This is a genomic window from Longimycelium tulufanense (assembly GCF_014645795.1).
GTDB lineage: Bacteria > Actinomycetota > Actinomycetes > Mycobacteriales > Pseudonocardiaceae > Longimycelium > Longimycelium tulufanense.
The window spans coordinates 1-21,571 of sequence record NZ_BMMK01000016.1; the positions used below are offsets into that span (position 1 = coordinate 1).

21 protein-coding genes are annotated in these 21,571 nt (G+C 67.6%); 4 read left to right on the plus strand and 17 right to left on the minus strand.

Annotated elements, in window-relative coordinates; genetic code table 11:
- Nucleotides 1–59: 59 nt before the first annotated feature.
- On the minus strand, nucleotides 60–926 hold the full coding sequence (locus tag IEY55_RS16940; protein WP_189058965.1) for an nSTAND1 domain-containing NTPase: 867 nt from the start codon (nucleotides 924–926) through the stop codon (nucleotides 60–62).
- Between the two features lie 330 nt (nucleotides 927–1,256).
- On the opposite strand from IEY55_RS16940, the gene IEY55_RS33020 reads away from it, so the two are divergent.
- Nucleotides 1,257–1,550 carry a peptidase inhibitor family I36 protein gene (locus IEY55_RS33020; protein WP_373290025.1) on the plus strand — a complete coding sequence of 98 codons (294 nt, stop codon included), beginning with the start codon at nucleotides 1,257–1,259 and terminating at the stop codon, nucleotides 1,548–1,550.
- Nucleotides 1,551–1,949: 399 nt separating this feature from the next.
- Here the strand turns inward: IEY55_RS33020 and IEY55_RS16950 are convergent, their stop codons facing one another.
- Entirely contained in the window at nucleotides 1,950–2,681 is a 732-nt protein-coding gene (locus IEY55_RS16950; RefSeq protein WP_189058969.1) for a DUF2637 domain-containing protein, read from the minus strand.
- Nucleotides 2,678–2,902 (minus strand): hypothetical protein, encoded by a 225-nt coding sequence (locus IEY55_RS16955; RefSeq protein WP_189058971.1) that lies wholly within the window; start codon nucleotides 2,900–2,902, stop codon nucleotides 2,678–2,680. The genes IEY55_RS16950 and IEY55_RS16955 overlap by 4 nt, the downstream gene beginning before the upstream one ends.
- A gap of 656 nt (nucleotides 2,903–3,558) precedes the next feature.
- Here IEY55_RS16955 and IEY55_RS16960 point away from each other — a divergent pair.
- Both IEY55_RS16960 and IEY55_RS16965 read left to right on the plus strand, forming a co-directional pair.
- Nucleotides 3,559–3,717, plus strand: a complete 159-nt coding sequence (locus IEY55_RS16960; protein WP_189058973.1) for a thiazolylpeptide-type bacteriocin — start codon at nucleotides 3,559–3,561, stop codon at nucleotides 3,715–3,717.
- Nucleotides 3,718–3,750: 33 nt separating this feature from the next.
- A complete protein-coding gene (locus IEY55_RS16965) occupies nucleotides 3,751–3,906 on the plus strand; it encodes a thiazolylpeptide-type bacteriocin (RefSeq protein WP_229686469.1) in 156 nt (51 codons plus the stop codon).
- A 138-nt stretch (nucleotides 3,907–4,044) separates the two neighbouring features.
- Here IEY55_RS16965 and IEY55_RS16970 read toward each other — a convergent pair whose 3' ends face one another.
- The 10 genes from IEY55_RS16970 to IEY55_RS17015 are packed head-to-tail and all read right to left on the minus strand — an operon-like array spanning nucleotide 4,045 to nucleotide 17,567.
- Entirely contained in the window at nucleotides 4,045–5,100 is a 1,056-nt protein-coding gene (locus IEY55_RS16970; protein ID WP_189058975.1) for an LLM class flavin-dependent oxidoreductase, read from the minus strand.
- A gap of 11 nt (nucleotides 5,101–5,111) precedes the next feature.
- Entirely contained in the window at nucleotides 5,112–6,344 is a 1,233-nt protein-coding gene (locus IEY55_RS16975; RefSeq protein WP_189058977.1) for a JmjC domain-containing protein, read from the minus strand.
- The gene (locus IEY55_RS16980) at nucleotides 6,344–7,270 is read right to left on the minus strand and encodes a thiopeptide-type bacteriocin biosynthesis protein (protein ID WP_189058978.1); all 927 of its coding nucleotides are present in this window, start codon (nucleotides 7,268–7,270) and stop codon (nucleotides 6,344–6,346) included. The genes IEY55_RS16975 and IEY55_RS16980 overlap by 1 nt, the downstream gene beginning before the upstream one ends.
- A gap of 10 nt (nucleotides 7,271–7,280) precedes the next feature.
- Nucleotides 7,281–8,723: a hypothetical protein gene (locus IEY55_RS16985; protein WP_189058980.1), complete on the minus strand. Its 1,443-nt coding sequence runs from the start codon at nucleotides 8,721–8,723 to the stop codon at nucleotides 7,281–7,283.
- A 9-nt stretch (nucleotides 8,724–8,732) separates the two neighbouring features.
- Nucleotides 8,733–10,613, minus strand: coding sequence for a TOMM precursor leader peptide-binding protein (locus tag IEY55_RS16990; protein WP_189058982.1), 1,881 nt, complete (start codon nucleotides 10,611–10,613; stop codon nucleotides 8,733–8,735).
- Entirely contained in the window at nucleotides 10,606–12,258 is a 1,653-nt protein-coding gene (locus IEY55_RS16995) for an amino acid adenylation domain-containing protein (protein ID WP_189058984.1), read from the minus strand. Before IEY55_RS16995 ends, IEY55_RS16990 begins: the two co-directional genes overlap by 8 nt.
- Entirely contained in the window at nucleotides 12,258–14,783 is a 2,526-nt protein-coding gene (locus IEY55_RS17000; RefSeq protein ID WP_189058986.1) for a lantibiotic dehydratase, read from the minus strand. The genes IEY55_RS16995 and IEY55_RS17000 overlap by 1 nt, the downstream gene beginning before the upstream one ends.
- Nucleotides 14,780–15,592, minus strand: a complete 813-nt coding sequence (locus tag IEY55_RS17005; protein WP_189058988.1) for an ABC transporter permease — start codon at nucleotides 15,590–15,592, stop codon at nucleotides 14,780–14,782. Before IEY55_RS17005 ends, IEY55_RS17000 begins: the two co-directional genes overlap by 4 nt.
- Nucleotides 15,589–16,428: an ABC transporter ATP-binding protein gene (locus IEY55_RS17010; RefSeq protein WP_189058990.1), complete on the minus strand. Its 840-nt coding sequence runs from the start codon at nucleotides 16,426–16,428 to the stop codon at nucleotides 15,589–15,591. Before IEY55_RS17010 ends, IEY55_RS17005 begins: the two co-directional genes overlap by 4 nt.
- Nucleotides 16,425–17,567 carry a hypothetical protein gene (locus tag IEY55_RS17015; protein WP_189058992.1) on the minus strand — a complete coding sequence of 381 codons (1,143 nt, stop codon included), beginning with the start codon at nucleotides 17,565–17,567 and terminating at the stop codon, nucleotides 16,425–16,427. The genes IEY55_RS17010 and IEY55_RS17015 overlap by 4 nt, the downstream gene beginning before the upstream one ends.
- A gap of 191 nt (nucleotides 17,568–17,758) precedes the next feature.
- On the opposite strand from IEY55_RS17015, the gene IEY55_RS17020 reads away from it, so the two are divergent.
- Nucleotides 17,759–17,917, plus strand: a complete 159-nt coding sequence (locus IEY55_RS17020) for a hypothetical protein (RefSeq protein ID WP_189058994.1) — start codon at nucleotides 17,759–17,761, stop codon at nucleotides 17,915–17,917.
- Nucleotides 17,918–18,118: 201 nt separating this feature from the next.
- Here the strand turns inward: IEY55_RS17020 and IEY55_RS17025 are convergent, their stop codons facing one another.
- The 4 genes from IEY55_RS17025 to IEY55_RS17040 are packed head-to-tail and all read right to left on the minus strand — an operon-like array spanning nucleotide 18,119 to nucleotide 21,511.
- Nucleotides 18,119–18,724 (minus strand): response regulator transcription factor, encoded by a 606-nt coding sequence (locus IEY55_RS17025; protein WP_189058996.1) that lies wholly within the window; start codon nucleotides 18,722–18,724, stop codon nucleotides 18,119–18,121.
- On the minus strand, nucleotides 18,721–19,866 hold the full coding sequence (locus tag IEY55_RS17030) for a sensor histidine kinase (protein WP_229686470.1): 1,146 nt from the start codon (nucleotides 19,864–19,866) through the stop codon (nucleotides 18,721–18,723). The genes IEY55_RS17025 and IEY55_RS17030 overlap by 4 nt, the downstream gene beginning before the upstream one ends.
- On the minus strand, nucleotides 19,863–20,606 hold the full coding sequence (locus IEY55_RS17035) for an ABC transporter permease (protein WP_373290023.1): 744 nt from the start codon (nucleotides 20,604–20,606) through the stop codon (nucleotides 19,863–19,865). The genes IEY55_RS17030 and IEY55_RS17035 overlap by 4 nt, the downstream gene beginning before the upstream one ends.
- Nucleotides 20,603–21,511, minus strand: a complete 909-nt coding sequence (locus tag IEY55_RS17040; RefSeq protein WP_189059201.1) for an ABC transporter ATP-binding protein — start codon at nucleotides 21,509–21,511, stop codon at nucleotides 20,603–20,605. Before IEY55_RS17040 ends, IEY55_RS17035 begins: the two co-directional genes overlap by 4 nt.
- Between the last annotated feature and the right edge of the window lie 60 nt (nucleotides 21,512–21,571).

The window sequence follows — 21,571 nt, forward strand, 5'->3', positions numbered from 1 at the left end:
GTCACAACCCGATCTTGGACACCCTTCGCCTGTCTCCAGGGACCACCCCGACTTCGGAATTACTCGTCTAGTGGCCGGTAACGACTGCAGTGGGCGTAGAAGTCGGCTCGGATACCCACCACGACACGGAGCCGGCTGGCCTGGGCCGTGGCGGCGGTGAGGAGCGCATCCAGGAACTGGGCACGTTCCCGTGGCTCCTGACAGAGCGTGAAGAGCTCCTCGAACTGGTCGACGACGAATACCAGCTCAACCGGATCTGGGTGATCGGCCAACGCCTGACGCACCAGTCGGTGCAACGCGCGGGGCTCGGTAGCCAGCTCGTCGTTCATCTGGCCCGGCGTGTGGCCGGTGAGACGGGCCAGGTGGATCGCGCATTCCTCCAGCGGACGCGGTCCCGGGGTCATCATCACCGTCGGCCAGGAACACCCGTCGACCAGCGTCTCGGTCCGAACCGCCGGCAACAGGCCGGCTCGGAGCAGCGAGGTCTTGCCCGCACCCGACGCGCCGACAACCCCGACGAACCGTCCCTGCAGCAGACGACGGACCAGCTGCTCGACCAGCCGCTGCCGACCAAAGAACCGGTCGGCGTCCTCGACCCGGAACGCGCTCAGCCCGACATACGGCGCGTCCCCGGTGTCCTCGACATCGACGACGGGCGTGGCCAGCTCGCTCACCAGTTCCCGCCAGCGCCGTTCCCACTCCCCGACATCCCCCTCGCAGGCGCGCACAAACGCCAATGTCACCATCAGGCTGGGAAGCTTCCTACCGCTGGCCGCCCCGGACAGCGCTGACGCCGACACATGCGCACGGGCGGCGAGTTCCCGGTACGACGGACAGCCCACCTTCTCCCGCAACAGCCGCAGATCCCGCGCGAACTGCAGCAATGGGCCGTCGCCTGCATCCAGTGGGCACTCTCTCCGTGGCACCCCATCACCCCCAGTGGTCCGCAGCGATTGTGCAGACTTTGTTGTTTACCGTCGATCCACCGACCGTGCACAACGCCCGACCGCTACACAGTCGGAACGTCGCCCACCAGCCCAACGGTGGCGGGGGCACCACGCCTCCACGGGAAAACGCCGCGATTGCTTCCTTTCAGACCGGCGGAATGAACACCGCAGTTCGCTATCCGATTGATCGAGAGGTTGTGAGGACGCGTGCCGAGGACAAGAACCACAGCCATGTCAGTCGCCTTGTTCGCATCACTGGTCTCACTGATCGCCACAGGAGCTCCGGCATCAGCCGACACATCCAGAAGCATGGAACTCTCCTGCACACCGGGCTGGGTGTGCTTGTGGGAGCACCCTAACGGAACCGGTGCGCGCATCAGCTGGCGCCCGAGTGAAGGGAACGTCTTCATCGGCGACAAGAACAGGCGCCTGGTAGACCATGTTAGCTCGTTCATTGTGAACACAGGGGATGGCGTATGCCTGCAGGACAGCACCATACCCCAAGAAAGGCGGAGGTACCGAATCGGCGAAGAGAGGACAAACTACTACTTGGAGTTCGGAAACAGGGTTGACCGTATTCGTCCACACGATGAGTGCGTCTGACATCCGATGGACATTGAGTACACCGCGCCACTTTTGCACTGCTCGCGCCTGATAGGTGAGTGACGTTCGGGAAGTGAATAAGCCTGGAAAGCCTCCCGGGGTTCTGGCAGCGACGGCTGACGTTGGCCCCCGGGAGGCTTTCCGGAAACTGATGGGCGACTCGTTGACGAACTGGCGGATCGCGAGATCGGACTCCAGTGTCGTGATGTCACGGTTGACAGTGGCCATCGCGAGACCATCCGAGGACGCTTACCGGCGACATCCTGAACATGATCACCTGTTGGGGCCCTGCTCCCGCGAAAGCGGGAGGCCCAGTCGTGCAGGGGATACGAGCATGCACCAGTAGTTGCCGTGGCGGCGGCACGGCGGGTCGGGCTTGGCTGCGCCGCTGCCACTTGATCACGCGGACGGATGTCCCCGCAATGACGACGACTGATCTCCTGCGGCTGGAAGGTGCCCAGCCACCCGCCACCGTCGCAGGACGCGGCGGCCGTAGTTGTTGGTGCCGGCGATGCGGTCCAGCTCCGCGCCGGTCGGCGTGTGCCCCTTGGCCCGCTCGGTCTGGTAGTAAGCCCACATCCGTTGCTCGGCCGTCGGCTCCGCCTGCTCCCGAGACCCGGCTGAGATCACCGAGAGCCGGACTGGTCGTGCGGTCTCGTCATCCGTCTCGGTTGTCCCGGTGGTCTCGTGTCGGGTCTCGGACATGGTCTCGGTGCGGTGGCGTTTGAATGCCCGGTTCAGCAGCTCCACCGACAGCAGCAACGCCAACGGAGGGCAGGCCGCAACCGCAATGGGGAACATGCTCAACTCGGGCGCGGCGGCTAAATTGGCACAAAGCGAGAGGGAGACCCCAAACAGGAAAGACACCCAAGCCGACCACTGACCGGTGGCCCGATTGCGTACGCCCTGTCCAATCTTCCACAGCTCGACCGTGGCGGTCATCAACATGCCGTCCACGATCAGTGGCCAGATCGCCGCCGTGATCTTGTCCGCGCCGAACCGCAACGCAAACTCGCGCCCGTGGCGGTAAGAGGCGTAGGCGGCGCCGAGCACGACCAGTGCGACGCCGGCGATCTGTATCCACAGCGCCCGGCTCGGTCGTGGAGTCTGGGCGTTCGGCTCTGTGATCACCGGAGACCACCACCCACACGGCGCCCGGTCGTCACTGGATCGACGCCGGCCGCCTCTACACAGCCCTTGACCTCGGCGAACACCCGGGAGCCGGTCGCCGAGCGGCCGGCCGGAACGGACCGGGAACCACAGATGCGCAGGTAGCCACGTTCGCACATGACGCAGGCCAGGCCGTCGCCTGGCGAGGCGGCCGGGTCGATAGTGATCATCGCAGGGGTCATCGGGTACCACCGCCCGCCACCACGCGGCGAGTACCCACCGGCTTGATCCGGATCTCAGGCCCCTCCACAGTGAGGGTGTTCGGGTTATGAAGCGTTAGGCCCACCGGTTCAGGGGACGTGTGTCCGCGGAAAGCGCGGACCGCGTCGCCCGTTGTGTTTGTCGCGGGGGCCGAGCCCCCGCGGACCCCCACGGTGCGAGTTCCTTGCGACCCAGCGTGGTTGCTCTGGCACTGGACCAACATCGGTTGGTCCCTACAGGACGTATCAGGCCCACTCGCTCGGCGTGGCGAAGCTCCCGGGGCCTCACGGCTGGTTGCCGTGGTGGCTTCGGGTTGCGAAACGTCGTCGCCTTTTGGGTTGTGTGTCTGAGGAAAGCGCGAACCACGTCGCCTGCCGGGCGAAAGCCGCCGAGGTGGGGGAGTGTGGTAGCCGAAGCAAGGATCGGTCTGTCCGGCCCGGACCGGGGCTTTCAGCTCGGTCGGCGAAGAATCGCTATACCCGATGTCGCGGGTGTGGGCAAGGGTTTCTTCCACAGTTGTCAGTCGTGCTGCCGAAGGCGACCGAAGCGCCGCTTCCCGGCGGAAACCGCGGCTAGGTTCGGCTCAGCCGGAGATCATGCGGCGAAAACCACAGATCACTGGGGAGGAAGCTTCCTGATGCCGACCAACCTGACCGACGAGGACTTCGCCTCGTTCGATGTTGAGGAACTGTCCGTTCTGGACGTCGAGGACGCGGTGGCCCTGCCCGAGATGGGCGCCTCGGCCTCGCCGCACTGGTGGTGCTGTTCCTCGTCGTCGTCCTCGTCCTGCTGCTGACGAGTCGCCAACCCTGCCGACCCAGGAGAGACCGTGAACAACGTGATCACCGACGAGGACTTCGCCTCGTTCGATGTTGAGGAACTGTCCGTTCTGGACGTCAAGGACGCGGTGGCCCTGCCCGAGATGGGCGCGTCGCACAGCAACTGGCTGTGCTGTTCTTCTTCGTCCTCGTCGTCCTGCTGCTGAGAAACACCACCCGCATACGTGAGGGCTGGGAACTCGGGGTTCCCAGCCCTCACGTATGTTCAGCGTCAGGATGAGTGACCGCATCTGGCTTCCCTGCCGTGCGCCCATCCCGTGCGGCACATCCAGATGCGCAAGAAGTCAGGCCGTCAGCTTGGGCATCACCTCGGTGGCGAACAGCTCCAGGCTGCGGGCCGCAACGTCGTAGGGCATACCACCGTAGTCGACCTGCCAGACGATGCTGTCCACCTGCCCGACCTGCTCGATGAACTGCTCGGTGCGCCGCAACACCGACTCCGGTGAGCCCACGATCGCACTACCGCTGGTGCGCAGGTCACGCGGCGTCAAAGTGCGCAAATAGCGTGACATCCCGGTGTAGGAGGGGTAGTCCCGGGACGCCGAGGCGTTCCACGAGTCGGTGGCCGAGGTCCACACCTGGAGGTACCTGGCCAGGTGCGGATCGGCCATGCGCCTGGCGTCGGCGTCGGTCTCGGCGACCAGCAGCGGCAGGCTGGCCACCACCCGCGGTCGGGGCGTCGCCGCGCTGGACGGTTCGAAGGCGTCCACATAGGAACGGACCTGCCTGGTATTCATGGCCAGGCCGCTCGGTGTGATCAACAGGCCGTGTCCCAGCTGCCCGACGCGGACGAAACTCGCGTCGGTCTTCACTGCCGCGACGTAGACGGGTGGGTGCGGTTGTTGCGTCGGCCTGGGCAGGATCGTGGCGTCGGAGAAGGAGAAGAAGTCGGTCTTCTCCGTCACGTCCTCCTCGGTCCACAGCCGGACCACTGCGGCGACGGTGGCCTCGAAACGTTCCCGGCTGCCGTCCATCGGCACCTCGAAAGTCTCGAATTCATAGGGCAGGTAGGCCCTCGCGAAGCCGACGTCCAGCCTGCCTCCCGAGATGGCGTCCACCATCGAGGCGTAGGAGGCCAGCTTGACGGGGTGGTGGAAGCTGGGCAGTACGCATCCGGTCATCAGCCGGACCCGTTCGGTCCGTGCGGCCACCGCCGCCAGGAACGTCAGTGGGCTCGGGCAGTACCCGCCGTAGGGGTGCAGGTAGTGCTCGGTCATCTTGACGTGGCTGTAGCCGAGCCGGTCGGCCAGCCGGGACATCGCGAACACGTCACGGTAGTAGTCCGCACCGGTGTGCGTGCTCGGGTCGACGTCAGGCAACAGAGAAATCCCGAACTCCATTGTCTTGCCACCTAGTCCTTCTCGCTGTTGCCGTGTTCGTTCGTGACGGGCTCGATGACGCCCTCGCGGTGCAACCTGCGCAGTACGGCCGCCCTGCTCGGGTCGTCCGCCAGCCAGGTCAGGTCCGCAGCCCTACAGCGGCGAGACGCCAGCAGTTGACGCAATCCCGGTTCGATCCGGGCGGGCACCCGTACATCCCGGCCTGGCATGCGCAACACCGCGGCGTCCCCGTGCAGGTCAATGCCAAGTACACCCTCGGACCTGACCCGGAACTCGGCGGTGAGATAGTCCGGGTCGGCCAGCACGGCCGTGACGGGCTGCCGGGCCGGTGGCGCGAACATCGCCAACGCCGAGGACCGGATCGCGGCCGCGATGTCGGTCAGGTCGGTCTCCTGGAGCCAGGCCACCGCCTCCGCCCGGATCTCGGCCAGTTCCGCCAGCGCTGCGTCGGCATCGGCCGTGAAGGCTGCCGGCAGTGCTTCCTTCAGCGCCGACGCCCGTCCGGCCCGTGCTGCCAGCTCGGTAAAGGCCCAGTACCGCGTCAGCGTGTACAGGGTGATCGTGATGTGCAGCGAGGTCACCTCGCGCGTGCGTGCCGCGTGAATCCACCCGCGAGGCAACCACAGACTGTCGCCCGGCCGCAGCGTGAGCTCACCCCAGGCAGGGGTGCCCGGCGCCACCAATTCGGCTCGACCCGAGCCCGACCGGATCCGCTCCCAACTCTCGTGTGGCAATGGTGCCTCGACAACGGGCTCGTGCAGCACCCAGTCCTTCTCACCCTCGATCTGGAGGATGAAGACGTCCTGCACGTCGTAGTGCAGGTGGAAGCCCTGTGCCTTGGGTGGGGTGAGGTAGCCGTTCGCGTGAACCGGGTGGCCGAGGTCTCGCGCCAAGGTGCGGCAGAAGTCCCCGAGCGGTCGCCAGTACTCCTGAAGTCCCTGCATGACCAGTGTGGCGCCGCGCTCCAGCAGGTCCGCCATCCTGCCGGTGTCGGGTACGTCCGGGTACAGCAAGCTCGCCCGGCTGTAGTCGGGCTCGGCGAGCACCTCACCGTCGGCAACCATCCGGAAGGCGGGCCTGCGCAACGCCTGTCCGGACAACATCTCGTCCAACGCGGCAAGGGAAAGCAGGTCGGTGAACTTGCCTTCGCTGCGCCAGAGGGTGGGCTCGCGCGGCCATGTCCGGGTAAACGTTTCGGTGTCGGTCACCAGACGCCCGAGTGCGGAAAAGACCGGTTCGGCCATCACCGGCTCCTCTCGGTCTCAGCGGCTTCCAGCAGTTCGGCGAGCACGATGTGCAGGAAGAACTCCTCCGCGACGCTCATGCCCAACCGGTTGCAGAACATGTGGAGGTGCGAGAACAGGATTCGTTCGGACCTCGGCTGTGCCCGCGTGTCGTGTTCCGACACCGATTGCCAGTAGGGCCATGCTTCGGCCAGCTCGCGTCCCCATGCGGCGACCGGGCCGGTGGTGATCGGCTCGGCAAGGTGCGGTGCGGTCGCCACCAGCCGGGCCGCTCGCTCGCCGGCCGTGTTGACCAATGCATCGAGCTCGGCCTGCGACCTTCCGGCTCTGTGCAGCCAGCTCAGCCAGGAGTTGGCCGCTGCCCGGCAGCAGGCGATGCGTGCGGCCGGGTCCCCGATGACGTCCAACGCTGTCGCCAAGGAGCGCAAGGCAAAGCCGGTTTGAGCGTGTGAGGTCGGCTCGCGCTGCAGGAAGGCCAGCACAAGTCGGCTGGATGTGACGAACAGTCGCTCTGACAGCGGGATGAGCGCCTCACCGCCGTAGCGGTTGAACTCGGGCACATAGACCGCCCGGTACAGACCGGGAGCACGGAGCCTGCCCGGCTCGATCGTCGTACCTTCCTCCCCGGCCTGGCCCATTCCTGCCGCGTACGCCTCGTAAGTAGCGGCGTCCAGCGTGGTCTCCCCAGCGGCGAGCTGGTTCACGGCTGCCAGCCGCTTCCTCATTTCCGCGTCGATCTGGCCCGCTGACCTTGCGTCCAGGTCACCGATCCGGACCCGCAGGTGCGGCCCACCCTGCCAGTAACGCAGGAAGAACCAGTGCTGGCAACCCTCGACAGCCGGAGCCACCACCTCGCGCAGCGCCCGAACGTGCATTTCCGGGGTCGGTGCGGCCAGGTGCAGTTGCCACGCGGTCCACTCCCTCACGGCGCACCCCCTAGACCCTCAGGTCCAACATTGGCTCGGTGAACCGACACGTCCCCGACAACACACTCAGCAACGTCAGCTCACCGGGAGGCAGCCGCAGCACAGACTGCGTGTCCAGGTCCTCGAAGGCTCTAGTGGGTCGGGCGAACAGCCCGTGTGCGGCGCCGGACAGACAGACGCCCTGGGCCAGCCAGCCTGTGCAGTACTGGGCCAGCGTCCAGCCACCGGGGCCGAAACGGTCCACCAGCCTGGGCACATTGACGGAGAACGTGCAGACCGAGGACAGGTTGCGGATGGCGTTGTCGAAGTCGGTGGCGACTTGGACGCCGTAGCAGGTCTGAAGCTGCTGCAGGATCGTCGGATCGGCGACGACGTGCTCCAAGTGACCGTTCCGGAAGCGGTACACCCCGGTGTCGAACCCGTCGACGTCCTGCAGGGTCACTGTCGTGGTGATCTCGGTGGCGACCTCGCGCATGACCGGATGCGGCGGTGGAACGCTGAGCCATGCCGCGAGCTCGGCAACCACCGTCTTTGGCATCCTGCGGCGCCGGGCGATCATCCCTGCCATGTGGGGCGGGACCCGTCCCGAGCTGCGGTCGAAGAACACCTCGGCCCAGGATCTCCCCGAGTTGACGACTGCGCGAGCGATCCCCTGCGGCGCAACGAGTTCCGGCACCGGCCGTGCCCCGAGAACCGCACGGTTGGCGCCAACGACGAGGTTGAGGATCGCGGCGCCATGCGGGTCCAGCTCGGGCAGCTCGATCTTGGTGGACAACGCTGGCGGCGACGGAGCCGGCGCATCGAGTTCCACGATCAGCGGCAGTGCCCACTCGCCGTACGGCCGTAGGGCGAGCCGGTCCATGGTCCGCACGGAATCAGCGTCGGGCAGGCGCAGAGCCGCCTCATATCCGAACAGTTCCAGCGCGACATACAAGGCCCGCAGGTTCACACCGAGTTCGAGGTCCACCAACGGTCCGCGCAGTCGCTCGTAGAAGTACGGCAGGTGCGTATACCGGCCGGCCAGCACGATGCGACTCGCGGTGCCCTCGCCGACCTGGACCAGAGCATGGCGGTACGGGTCGAGCCACCAGGATTTCCCGACGTGCTCCGCATAGATGTGGATCGGGAACTTGCTCCGCACCGACGGGTAGCCCCGGTGGTCATTGAAGACGTGTGACGGCTCACGCCGTTGCAGTCCGAAACCCGCGACCAACATCTGTCCGAATCGCGCGGCGTTGTCCGCAGACACCGATGGTCGGCCGTTCGGGAACCCGGCCTCCGAGAGGAGGTCGGTGACGCCGTACGGCAGCGGCCGAGTGCTCTCGGACATCAAGCCGGGTGGCTGCTGTTCGGCGGTGGTCTTCGCGCCCCGTTCGGGCACGATGGGGTTGGTGACGATCGTCTTCCCCGAGCCTTGTGCGAAGGCGAACCGCAAGATCTTGTCGGTGTGCACGGCAACCTCTCAGGGAAACGGATGGGGTCGGAGCGGGAGGGTGTGCTCGTCCGGGACAACTCCCACGTCGTCCAGCGCGGCCCGCAACCGGGGCAATCCGACCAGGCGCTGCTGGGCATGGCCGAAGCACATCGGCACGATTCCCGGGACGGCCGCCTTGACCACGGCAAAACCGAGGTCGCGGTGCTCGACCGTGGACTGGTCGACAAGGACGATGTCGTCGAGCCCCGCGGCGGAGAAACATCTCGCGACGAAGTTCAGTGCGCCGAGCACGTCCCCGGCAGCCGCCTCGACGAGCAGGCCCGGCCAACCGGGAAATGCGCGGTGCAGCGGCAGAACAGGTCCACCCAGATACGATTCGACGATCGGCAGGGTTGCGGGCAGCTGGTACAGCCGGACGTGGTCCTCGAGCTGGGTGATCTCCCAGGGATCGGCCAGCAGCGGGACGCAGTCGTCCTCCGTCCACGCCGGCGGCTGGCTGGTGATCTGCGCCAGCTCCCACAGTGCCGCACGTACCGCACCAAGGGGATCGACACCCGATCCTGCGGCCGAGTACGAGGCCGGAAACGCCCGAGCCCGATTGATCGCCAGTCCCCACACCACCGGAACCCCGAGGTCGTGGCTGGCGACGAGCAGATGCGTGTCGAACCCGTTCGCGTCGATCAGGTCCAGCAGCGATCCGCTCGTCGGATCGTCCACGGTGGCCGGATCGACGCGGGGCAACGGCTGACCGCGGTGCCAGGACGTCAGAAACGAGTCACGTTCGGCCAGCTCCAGCAGCGAGTGCAGGGCGGCCTCCTCGACGGTGCTGCCCAGGGCGCAGCCGCTGGAGGACTCGTCGAAGTAATTGCGTCGGCGGGTGGCGGGCAGCCGACGACTCGCGTGGTAGTCCAACCGGTGTTCGTTCTCGTACAGGTAGAAACCGATCTCGGCGGGTACCAGGATTGGCTCACCATCAGCGATCCGGTTACCCCATACCCAGTCGATGGGCGTGTCGTCGTGGTAGGGCAACACCGTGCAGTGGCGGTGTTCGAGTTGTTGCCGTGTGTACGAACCGAATCGAGCCGGATCGATCGCATACCTGGCGACTCGTCTGTACGGGGTGTTCGTGACCAGTTCACGGTGATGGGGAAAGCCACCCATCCGCTCGTAGGTCTCCAGGATGGCAATGGTCTCCGCACTCGCGAGATCCACAGCGCGTCCATAGCCGACGTTGCGGGAGTCAGGGGCGAATGCCCCAGTCATGGCGAACGGCGTGTTGATCTCACGCATCAACTGCAGGACCGGGCCGAAGCGCGTGTCGACCAGTTCGTTCCGCAACGCCTTCGCGGTCAGCTCGATCCCTTCGCGCCGATCACGCACCGGCGGATGCTGTGCGGTCGGACGGGGGGACAGCCGACGATGGATCCGGGCACCTTCCAACCTGGGTGTGCATACCGGGCAGTGCAGGCTGCGTCGGATCCGGTGCCTGGCCACCCTGCGGGTGGACACCGCGATCAGCTCGCCCGCGCGCAGCGGGCGCTCGCGCACCACGATGTCCAGCAGCTCATCAAGCAGCGGCGCGCCATAGATCGGCGCCGAGACGGGCTCGGCGAGCCGATCCAGCAGCGGGTGGTCGACCGCGACCCGCCCCCGATATTCGGCGCAGGCACTGCACCCGGCCGCGTCCCGATTGATCCATAGTGGACCAACCAGCACCTCGTCGCCGAGGTGACGAACGGAGAGGTGCGCGCGGCCATGGTGTGCCGACTCGGACCAGGTCTTGCGTTCCCAGCTCAGATCCCAACCGCGGTTCACCGCAATCGCGGCGTCACCGCCGGCTGTGGCCAGGGCTTGGGCGTCCACCCGATCGCCGCGCCGCCAGCCGGGACCGAACCGGATGTCAGCCATCGAAACCAACTCGGCCGAAAGAGAGCCCAATCTCACCGATCAGCTCGTCCGCGGCCACGCGCCAACCAACCAGACGTTGTCCGCGCTGCGCACAGACCTTCACCACCTGTGTCACCAACTCACCGACTGTGGTGGCGTCCGCCTCGTTCAAGGCGCTGGTGGCCACGGTCCGGCCGAAGAGATCGGACCCGTACACCCGCCGGACCTGCATTCGTGCCAACCCGTCCCCGACGGCGGCGAACACGGCCTGGGTGGTTGTCGCGCCCCAGCCCGACGACAGAACGGACCCGTCCCGCGCGTCCAGGAGCGTGGCGAGCATCCAACCCAACCCAGCCACGTGCCCCAGCCGTACCCGCACGGGGACGAGTTCGTGATCCTCCAGCGTCCGCCAGAGTCGCCGTGTGTTTCCCTCGGTCACGTCGGCGTACTCCACCCCTGCACCAGGTTCGGCGACGTCGGCCAGCAGCTGAAGAGCGCCGTCGAGCAGCCATCGGTCGAGGGTGAGACCGGCGGCCGCGACACCGTCACCGGCCGGGAAGTGGGCACGGAAGGCGGCGAGTCCGGCCTCCACGGTCGCCGCGCTGGTGTCGCCCGCCCAGCGCACGACCAGTTCGCCACCGACGGCCCGGGCCCCCGACAGGGCGATCGGCAACTGCGGCAGGTCGGGCGGCGTCACCGATTCCACAAGACCGGTCCACCTCGCGGTGACCGCCTCCATCCTCGCCACGGCGTCGGTGGCCGAGGGCAGGTCGGTGCCGGTGGACGGGGTGAGCTGGACCGGTACGACCCGTGCGGAACCGGGCGCGGCAAGATGCACGGTGTCCATCGCCAGGGTCCGCCCGGACAACACGTACGCGGTGCCCGGTTCCGCCAGCCCCGCGAGCTCGTCCAGCACGAGTTGCCCGGCGAGTGCTCCGGCGAGCGCGAGAGCGGTCGGTTCGGCGATCGGATCAGCGGGATCCCCCCACAACGCCGCACGCTCGGCAAGCTCGGTGCCGTCCCCACCGGCAGGCCCCACCGTGGCCACCACATCACCCACCCGGACCGGGATCCGGAGCGTGGATTCCGGGAGCGGGCCCGGGGCTTCCCCCACGACGACGACGGCATCCGCACGAGCAGGCAACTTCTGCATGGACACCTCGGGCAGCCGACGAACCGTCGCTGCTGCCTGCGCCACATCGGGCGTGGACAACACGATGTCACTCACACCGGCCGCGGCCAAGCCGCGGGCGGCCGGCAGTACCGCAGCCCCCGAACCGTGCAGCACGACAGTGGCATGACGCAAGATCTCGAACGCCCGGTACGGGTCCTCGGACCTGGACTCCAGGTACTGCAGGACCGCGGTGTAACGCTCGTACACCTCGGGGTCGGGCGGCGACACGGTGAGCTTGTCCAAGGGCAGCATCACGCCCTTCGCGTCCAGTGTCTTCACCAGGTAGCGGACAATCGGCAACGCCGACTCGTTACCGAGCGCCCCGACCAGTTCCTCCTCGCTGGTTCCCCGCTCCAGCAGCGGGACACACACATCAGCCACAGTGGACAGGGCCGCGGGTCCGTTGACGACAAACTTCGTCGTGCCGTTGCCGAAGTAGACTCCGCCGGGCAGCGGTGCGTAGTGCAGGCCCGGCCGCAGCTTGAGCTCCATCAGGCATCGCCTCCGAACCGCTGCCCGGGCCTGCGCAACAGCTCAACGACCCACTCCAGGGCATGGGACGAGGAACCGACCGACGGCAACGCTTCTTCCAGGTAGCCGGAGCCGCGGCGTCCCATCATCCGCGGCAACACATGGGTGATCAGGCTGCTCGTCAAATCCACGTACTGTGGCTTGCCCCGCCGGCGCTGGGCAAAGGTCGCAGCGAAGTCCTCGTCCGCCCCGGCAAAGCCGGCGACCGGCTGAGCCTTCAGCAGTACCTCCTCGCTGACGTCATGGAGGGCGCGCCAGCGGTTCAGGCGCAGGAGCCGCTCCGTGGGATCCAACTCCGTAGGCAGGGCGATCGCGTCGAACTCCGCACCGCCGTACCAGCGCCGACGCGCGAACACGACCCTGCCCGCACGCAACCGCGGCACGCTCACGGTGTTGTCGGTGCCACGACCAGATCGCTGATGCCAGCGCCCGGACACGTCACGCACCAGCCGTCCGCCAGTGCCCAGCCAGTTGGCCAGCCGCAACGGGTACGGGTACAGCTCCGGCATTGCCGCCCCGAGCGTGAGGACCCGCAGTCGCCGGCCATCAGCGTCCTCGACGTGCAACCGGTCGGTGTCCACGTCGTGCACCAACCGCATGGAGTACCAGTCGTCAGCGTCCAGCCCCTCCGCGAGCACCGGCTGGTGGTGGTTGACGCTCAGGCCGTGCAGGCCGCGGTCCTCCACGATCTGCTCGCCGAACCAGTCCCGGAGTTGCGCACCAAGGCGCGTCGCCGCGGTACCGTTCATCGCGGTGTCGGCAGCGAGGAATCGTCCCAGGAGCATCCCGTGGCCGGCGTACGCATCGTTGAACACCAGGTCATCGCCTGCCGTCTGCACCAACACGCCGTAGGACAGGGCTTCGGCACGGAACCTGGCGGGCAGGTCAGCCACCAGAGCCGCCAGCTCCTCGGAGCTCCAGCTCACCTCGGGAGCGCCCGCTGCGTCAGCACCGTCGATGTCGGCGTACAGTCGTTCGAGCACCCGATTCCGTAGCTGGTGTAGGTCTGCCAATGATTGGTCCTCCGGGCCGAGTTCCGCCGTATCTTCCGGGTTGAGTACCTGCTCGCGCCGGTACACCGTCGTCACCAGGCCCTCGGCGCAGTCCGTCAACGCAACATTGGCCCCGGCGCCGAACTGCTCGACGAACGCTGCCGAAGCCAACGCCCGAACGTCGTGCATCCGGTCGAAGACCGAGAGCAACTCGACAGTGTTGTTCAGGTCGGTGAGCGCCTCGCGGTAGTTCTCCGGTGAGATCTGCCGCGGTGCACCGATGTAGTCCTCGTTCACGGTGAGCAAAGCCGGTCGCCCGACCGAGTGGGACAGCGAAGCGGTGACCTCCGCGATCGCGTCGAGCCGGTGGCGACGGTCGGCGGGTGAGTCACTGGACAGCGCCCGCAGCTGGCTCGACAGCTCGGCAAGGGTGCCCTGCCGCGTATCGGCGAAGCCGCGGGCAACGTCCGACTGCAGCGGTGGTAGCGCCGAGTCCGGACCCGCAACCGAGCACAACATGCCCACTCGCAACGCCGAACCGACGAGTCTGCTCGCGTCGTTGCCGTCGATCCGTAGCTGCTCGGACAGCTCGCGGGTCAGTGTGCTCGCGCGCCGGGGCCCCATGGCTGCCAGCTGCAGCAGAGCGTGCAGGGTGTCGGTGAGCGGTGCCGAGAGCCGACGCGCTTCGCTACCCGCCGTGCGCAGGAAGGTCACGGTTGTGGAGTCCGGGTTGATCCGCAACGACGGTGCCCGCTGGAGCCAAGGGTCCTCGGCGACCGTGCCGATGCCGCTGGCGACATAGTTGAACATTGCGACGTCGAAGGAGAACAGCGAGGTAGCGCCCTGGTACTCGAAGTCACCGAGCGGTGTGCCCTCCGGCGAGGTCACGGCGAGACCGACCGCGGTGAACCGGGACAGCGGTGAGGTGCGGACCATCGCCCTGGTCAGGTACTGCAGCAGGCCACGTTCCGACTTGCGCATCCGCGGAGTCATCGGCTTCTGGTAGGTAACCGCGGCGTGGTAGATCTCGGGCGAGGCCAGTGCCAGCGCACACCGCAGGTCCTCGTCGGCCAGCAGATCCCGCACGATCTGGCGTTCGTGCTCGATCGCCTCCGGGTAGTCCTTGCGAACCTGTTCGGCAAGCGCGTCCCTTCGCCCGGCCAGCTCCAGCCACCGTCGGGTGGCCGACGGCGGGTCGTTGGGCGCCGCCTTGATCGACCGTCCATTGTGTATGGCCCGACGAAGCTTCATCAATGCGTTGCGCCGGTTACCCTCGGCAGTACCGATCACGGAGTACAGCTCGTCGGAGCACTTCGGAGCGAGTCTGTTGAGCTCCTGCTCCAACGTGCACAGCTCATTGAGCATCATCACGAGCGGCTCGTACACAATGCGTTGCCGCGTGAGCGGGTTGGCCCGCCACAGCCAGATGTCACCGTGCGGCGCGGGCGGCTGCTGAACCTCGATGGCGCGTGCGGTCAGTTCCGCGGTGGTCATGAGAAGGCCCTCCGAATCTTGGCCCGCAGCACGGCGGAACCCAGGACGAACCCGCCGACCGCCCAGCAGGAGAGCACGATCGCGACAGTGCCGCGCTCCCAGCTCCCCGCGGGCTCGGCAACGGCCAACGCGTCGGGCAGCAGGGCCGAGCGCATCCCCTGCGCCATCCACTTGAGTGGGAACACCGCCCCGACGTACTGGAGCCAGTTCGGAAGCCCCGTAAAGACGAAGTAGACGCCGGAGATGAACTGCAACACGATGAACGGGAACTGGATCACGCCGCCCGCGCTACGCCCGTCCGAGGCCAGCGAGCCGACGAGTACACCGAGCAGCGCGGTGGCCACGATGCCCAGCGCGAACACCCAGCCGAAGGTCAGCCAGCGCGCCGGATCGCCGGGCAGCACGAAGCCGAACACGAGCACGGTGACCACCAGCACCGCGGCCACCTGGGCCACCGCGAGCGCCAACACGAACACGATCTTGGCCACGAAGTACGAGGACAGCGTGAAGGGAGTCGCGGAAAGGCGAGTGAACGTGCCGTCGGAGAAATCCATGCTGATCCCGAAAGCCATCCCGCCGAAAGCAGCCGACATGATCGCGGAGGCGACGACCCCGGAGACCACCACGTCGTGCATCGGCACTCCGGTGTCACCGACGGTGCCCGAGAACAGCGTGCCGAACATGAGCATCAGGACGATCGGCAGCGCCACATTGAACACCAGCGCCGGAACATTGCGGGCGAACGCGCGGATCTCCCCGGCTGCCCGTGCCACGCCCATCCCGACGCTGCTGGGCACCGCGGTGGTCACGACGACCTCCCGATCAGGTCCAGATAGCGTTCCTCCAGCGACAGCCGGCGGACCTGGAGGTCCTGGACCTGCCAGCCGAAGCGATCGACGAGCCCACGGAGCACGGCGTTGACGTCGTCGGTGCGCACCTGTTCCGGCCCTGCAGGCCCGGTCCAGCTCACCACGGCGTCGTCGCGGTGGGCGCCCAGTTCCGCCGGGGTGGCGAGCTGCCGGATCACCCCTCGATCGAGCACACAGACCCGGTCGGCCAGTTGTTCGGCCTCGTCCAGGTAGTGCGTGGTGAGCAGGATGGCGGTGCCGCGCCCGGACAGCTCGCGGACGAAGCGCCAGAACTCCCTGCGTGCCTCGGGGTCGAACCCGGTGGTCGGCTCGTCGAGGAACAGCAGCTCGGGTCGGCCGACCACGCCGATCGCCACGTCCAGCCGGCGGCGTTGGCCGCCGGAGAGCTTGCGCACCAGCTGGTCGTGTTCGTCGGCGAGACCGACCTGGGCCAGGGCCTCGGACACCGGAAGCGGATCGGCGAAGAAACGGCCGAACAGCCCGACCAGCTCGCCCACCCGCCAGTCCGCGTGATCGTTGGTCGACTGTGGCACGACACCGATCCGGTCCCGCCAGGCGCGGCGCGGCTTGGCCGGATCGCGTCCCAGCACCGACACCTGGCCACTGCCGCGCTGCCGTAGTCCGGCGAGGATCTGCACAATCGTCGTCTTGCCCGCACCGTTCGGACCCAGCAGCCCGAATACCTCCCCAGGCGCGATCCGGAAGCTGACGCCGTCGACGGCCGTCTTGCGGCCATATCGCTTGACGAGCCCCTCGACCTCGACCACCCAGCTCATGACGACACCCGTTCCAGACGTTCACGCCAGGTCTCGCCGGTGACCTCATCGGTGACCTCGGCCAGCGCATAGCAGAGGTAGAACCGTTGCAGTGGCGAGATGTCGAGCAGCGGGAGCTGGCGGTAGAACAGGTTGAGCAGCAACCGGTATCCGATGAACCAGCTTCCCGGACTGCTGGTTACCCGGGAGGCCGTCACTGCGGCGTGGAACTCGCTGGGGCCACGGTTGTTCTTGCTCGGGTCGAACGTGTCGGTGGTGACGGTGGCGTCCCCACTGGGAGCCAACGAGGCCACCACCTCGTCATTGAGAACCCCGCTCTCGACGGCGGCGTCGAACTGGCCGGCGCAGTACGCGAAGGCACTCCGCCACCGCGCGGCGAGGCAGCTTTCACCACCCTCCAGCACCGCGCGCACCACGCGCTCGACCCGGGGTCGATCCGTAGCCAGGCGGTGGTCGAAGTGGATCCGCACGTCGGCGCTGCCCCGTTGCCAATGCAGGAACGCCTCCGCGTGCGAACGGAAGGAGAAGCTGCCGAAGGCGATACCCCACGGATGGGATTCGGCCAAGGCCGCAAACGCCTCGGCCACCCCGCTGAGCACCTGCGAGCGGGTCGGCACGCTGAGCGTGAGTCGTACCGGCTCGAACATTCTGGCCAGTGCGCTCTCCCGCAGCGGAGCGACCTCGCCCTGCCAGGGGTTGACCTCGCTGTCAGCCACTTCGGAAACCGTGCGGTGCGGCAACAGCGGTAGGTACGGTGGCGGAACTTGTTCCATTGCACCGAACTCGGCAGCAGTGCGCAGATAGTCCTGTTCGCTCCGATACCCCTCAGGCAACTCGCGGGCCACGGCCTGCACCCGCTCACGCAGCTCGTCCTCCGGCACGTGCCGGCCGGGCTCGGCGCGGGTGACCAGGTCGACGTGCGAGCCGTGCAGCCAACCGCGTTGCAGAAACACCGTGTAGACACCGTGTTCGTGGCGTAGCCAGGCGCCGACGTCAGCCAGCCCGGCAACGAGATCGCGCAGCGAGTCCGCGTGCGAGTACACGCGAAGCGCGGTGAGCGCACCTCTGTGTGCCGCCGCACCGGCGTCGCGTGCGGAGACCTGGACAGAGCACATCCGCAAATCCCCCAGCTCGGTCAACCAGGCACCGTGTGGGTGCTGAAACCCGATGAGCGGAAGCTACCTCCGGTGCAGGCGGAGAGGGAAGAAAAAGGTCTTGTCGGGCACTGTCAGATCTGGCACTGCCCCATGCGGCAGTGCGGGCCACATTCGTGTTCCTCTGCTAGCCTGAAATGGCGGGAACGTTTTCGGCGCCCACGAAGGGACGCGACATGGGGAAGAGGCTGCTGGGGATCGCGCTCGTCGCGATATGGGCTGTCGCTATCGTGCTGATGGTCAAGAACCACACGTTCTGGTACATCCTGGTGCCGTTGATCGCCAGCGGTGCGCTCGGCCCGATCTGGGGAAGAAAGCGCAGGTCAGCGGGATGACGTGGGGTCGGACCCGGGAGAATCGAGACGGGTTCGTCGCTGCGGGTCGGCAGCGGTTCCGACGTATCGAGTTGATTCGCAGGATTCAGGGGACGATCGTGTCGAGGGTTGCCACGGCTCGCACACACCCGGTGTAGCTCGTGGCGCCCGTTGCGGGTGCTTCGAGGAAGCTGCACGTAACCGGTATCGACCACTTCTCACCTAGAGCCAGCCGTTCTCCTCGGCCGTTCTGATGGCTTCGGCGCGGGTTCGCGTGCCGGTTTTTCCGATCGCCGAGGATATCTTGTTCCGCACGGTGCCCTCGGACAGGTTCAGTCTCCTGGCCAGCTCCGCGACGGTCGCACCATCGGAGGCGGCACTGAGGATCTCCCGTTCCCGTTCACTCAACGGGGAGTTTCCGTTGACCAGTGATTCGGCCGCAAGAGTCGGGTCAACCACACGGAGTCCGCCGTGGACGCGGCGAACCGCGTCGACCAGGCTCTCCGGCGAGGATTCCTTGACCACGAAACCCGCCACGCCGGCCGCCATCGCACGGGACAGGTAACCGGGACGACCGAAGGTGGTGCAGATGATGACCCGGCAGGACGGCACGGCCTGCCGCAGCCGGGCCGCCGCGTCGATCCCGTTCAGACCGGGCATCTGCACGTCCAGCAGGGCAATGTCCGGTCTGGTGCGTTCGGCGGCGGAAAGGACGTCGTCCCCGGTGCCGACCTCGGCAACGACTTCCATGTCCCGTTCCAGGCCCAGCAGCGCGGACAACGCGCCCCGCACCAGTGCCTGGTCGTCGGCGAGGAGGATCCTGATCACCGCGCCGCCCTGAGCCGGAATCCCTGGCCCGGCACCGATTCCACGTCCAGGCTCCCCCGCACGGCCGCCATCCGCTCGGTGAGCCCGAGCAGCCCGTTACCGGCCCCCGGCCCGGTCGGGCGACCGTTGCCGTTGTCGGCCACCTCAATGCTCGACCTCGTCAGCGCCACCCGGCACCGGCTGGCCCCGCTGTGCCGAATCACGTTGGTCACCCCTTCCCGCAGTACGTACGCGAAGGCCTCGCGCACGACCGGGTCCACCTCGTCGATGCTGCGCGGCAGCTCCGCCTCGATCCCCGCCGCCCGCAGCGCCGCCCCGGCGTTGACCAGCTCCGCGGCCAGGGAGGGCTTGCGGTAGCCGGAGACGGTGGCGCGCACCTCGGCCAGCGAGTTGCCGGCCAACTCCTCGATGGCGCGTAGCTCGGCCACCGGACGTTGCGGGTCCACCCCGTCCTCCAACATCCGCCGCGCCAGCCCGGCCTTCAGCTTGATCGTGGTCAGACTGTGGCCCATCACGTCGTGCAGGTCCCGGCTGAGCCGGGCCCGCTCCTGGGCCACCGCGAGCTCCGCGATCTCGTCCCTGGCCGCGCGCAGATCCGCGTTGGTCCAGATCAGCGCGGAGATGCCGAAGGTGGCAGCGGCAACCGCACCGAGGACCAGGGCGGACTCCACGTCCGGTCGCCCGTCCACGATCGCCGTGGAGACCAGCAGGACCAGCACCGACCCGACGGTCATCGGAATGCTGATCAACCGCGGCAGCACCATCAGCGCCACGCTGACAGTGAACGTCAGGTACAGCAGGAAACGTGGACCGAGCAACACCCCGAGCAGCAATCCCAGCACGAGGAGCGTCCCCGAACCGACGAGCCGCGCACGGTGGCCGGCCGCGGGGCCGAGGACCAGCATGGTCAGCCAACACGCCGCGTACAACACGGCGTCGAGCACGACCACCGCGCCTAGCCACGTCGGATACGGCTCGGACAACACCTGGTGGACCGGCCCCACGAGGTAGATCGCGAACGGTGCGGCAGCGATGGTCCGCCACGCGCGGCCGGGGGCCCATCGGCCGCGCATCGACCGCCACTGCGGCCACGTGTACCACCACGCCCGCTCGAACACGTTCGGAACGGCGCCCTGACTCATCCGCGTGCGCTGTCCCTGCGATAACGCAGCGCCACCAGGCCACCGAGCACCACCGTCCACACCGCCAGCACCAGCGCGCAGCTCGACAGCGCCTCGTGGTGGTCCACCGCGCTGCGGCCGACCTGGCTCATCCAGTAGCTGGGCAACACCCTGGCGAGCTGGTGCATCCAGTCGGGGAGGACCTCGATCGGCACCCACAACCCGCCCAGGATCGCCAGCACCATCATCAACATCGATGTGATGGACTGCATGGAGTCCGACGTGCCGAGCTGGCCCAGCAACAGGCCGAGCAACGCGAAGGGGATCGCGGCCAGCCAGATTCCCACGGTCGCCTGTACCCACTGCGCGCCCGACAGGCGCACGCCCTGGGTGGTGATCGCGACCAGCGGTACCAGGATCACCACGGGAAGCGCGACGCCCAGCCCCGACAGTCCCTTGCCGGTCAGGTAACCGACGCCGGACAGCGGGGTCAACCGGAGTTGCCGCTGCCAGCCGGAGCCCCGTTCCACCGCGACCCGGGCGCCGCTGTAGAGGGCGGCCGACATCGCACCCCACGCGGTCATGTTGATCATGATCACCGAGTGGTAGTCGATCCCGGCGGCGTTGTCGGGGGTGTCGTTGCCGAACAGCTGCGAGAAGAAGACGAACAACACGATCGGGAACGCGACCGTGAAGACCAGGAACCGGGTCGAGCGCATCGTACGGCGCAGCTCGAAGACGAGGTAGCCGGTGTGGATCATCGCTGCTCCTGTTCGGAGGTCAGCGCGAGGAAGGCGGCTTCCAGGCCGACCGAGCTGACCTCGAGGTCCTTGGCGCGGGGGAACTCGATGAGCAGGGCGCGGGCGGCGGCGTCCGCATCCGTGCAGACCAGTTCGATCCGGTCACCGCGCACCGAGGCGGCGGTGACCCCGGGCAGCGCGGCCAGCCGCTCCCGGTCGGCTCCGGGCAGGGTCGCGCGAACGGTACGCCCGGACGCGGCCTCGCGGACCGCGGCCACCGTGCCGTCGGCGACGATTTTGCCGCCGCGCATCAGCACCACCCGGTCGGCGAACTCCTCGGCCTCCTCCAGGTAGTGCGTGGCGAACAACACGGTACGGCCCTGGTCGGTGAACTCCCGCATGGAGGTCCAGAACTCCTTGCGTGCGGAGACGTCCATCGCCGTCGTCGGCTCGTCCAGCACGAGCAGGTCGGGGTTGCCGACCAGCGCGATCGCGAACCGCGTGCGTTGCCGCTGCCCACCGGAAAGCTTGGCACAGCGCCGGTTGGCCACATCCACGATCCCCGACCGACGCAGAACCTCCGCGGTGGGCAGCGGATCGTCGTGCAGGGATCCGACCATGCCGACAACCTCGGCGACCGTGGCGTCCTCCGGCAGCGCGGCCTCCTGCAACATGGCGCCGACCACACCGCGGGTCACCGCCTCGTGCGGGGCCAGCCCGAACACGCTGACGTCGCCGTCGTCCGGTGCGGTGAGTCCCAGGAGCATGTCGATCGTGGTCGACTTGCCTGCCCCGTTGGGACCGAGCAGGGCGACAACCTCTCCCGGGGCGACGACTAGGTCCACGCCGTCGACGGCCACCACGTCGCCGTAGCGTTTGCGCAAGCCCCGCAAGGTGATCGCGGTGCCGACGCGTACCGGTGTCATCCCAACATCCACTGTGGTCACATCCTGAAGCTATGCGGGCCGGCCCGCCCGCACCGATGG

Coding starts and splice junctions, on each gene's coding strand:
- IEY55_RS17030 (WP_229686470.1), bottom strand. CDS start 19,866: ATGAGTCAGGGCGCCGTTCCGAACGTGTTCGAGCGGGCGTGGTGGTAC.
- IEY55_RS33020 (WP_373290025.1), top strand. CDS start 1,257: ATGGAACTCTCCTGCACACCGGGCTGGGTGTGCTTGTGGGAGCACCCT.
- IEY55_RS16995 (WP_189058984.1), bottom strand. CDS start 12,258: ATGGAGCTCAAGCTGCGGCCGGGCCTGCACTACGCACCGCTGCCCGGC.
- IEY55_RS17010 (WP_189058990.1), bottom strand. CDS start 16,428: ATGAGCTGGGTGGTCGAGGTCGAGGGGCTCGTCAAGCGATATGGCCGC.
- IEY55_RS17040 (WP_189059201.1), bottom strand. CDS start 21,511: ATGACACCGGTACGCGTCGGCACCGCGATCACCTTGCGGGGCTTGCGC.
- IEY55_RS16990 (WP_189058982.1), bottom strand. CDS start 10,613: ATGGCTGACATCCGGTTCGGTCCCGGCTGGCGGCGCGGCGATCGGGTG.
- IEY55_RS17035 (WP_373290023.1), bottom strand. CDS start 20,606: ATGATCCACACCGGCTACCTCGTCTTCGAGCTGCGCCGTACGATGCGC.
- IEY55_RS16975 (WP_189058977.1), bottom strand. CDS start 6,344: ATGGCCGAACCGGTCTTTTCCGCACTCGGGCGTCTGGTGACCGACACC.
- IEY55_RS16970 (WP_189058975.1), bottom strand. CDS start 5,100: ATGGAGTTCGGGATTTCTCTGTTGCCTGACGTCGACCCGAGCACGCAC.
- IEY55_RS17020 (WP_189058994.1), top strand. CDS start 17,759: ATGGGGAAGAGGCTGCTGGGGATCGCGCTCGTCGCGATATGGGCTGTC.
- IEY55_RS16955 (WP_189058971.1), bottom strand. CDS start 2,902: ATGACCCCTGCGATGATCACTATCGACCCGGCCGCCTCGCCAGGCGAC.
- IEY55_RS17000 (WP_189058986.1), bottom strand. CDS start 14,783: ATGACCACCGCGGAACTGACCGCACGCGCCATCGAGGTTCAGCAGCCG.
- IEY55_RS16960 (WP_189058973.1), top strand. CDS start 3,559: ATGCCGACCAACCTGACCGACGAGGACTTCGCCTCGTTCGATGTTGAG.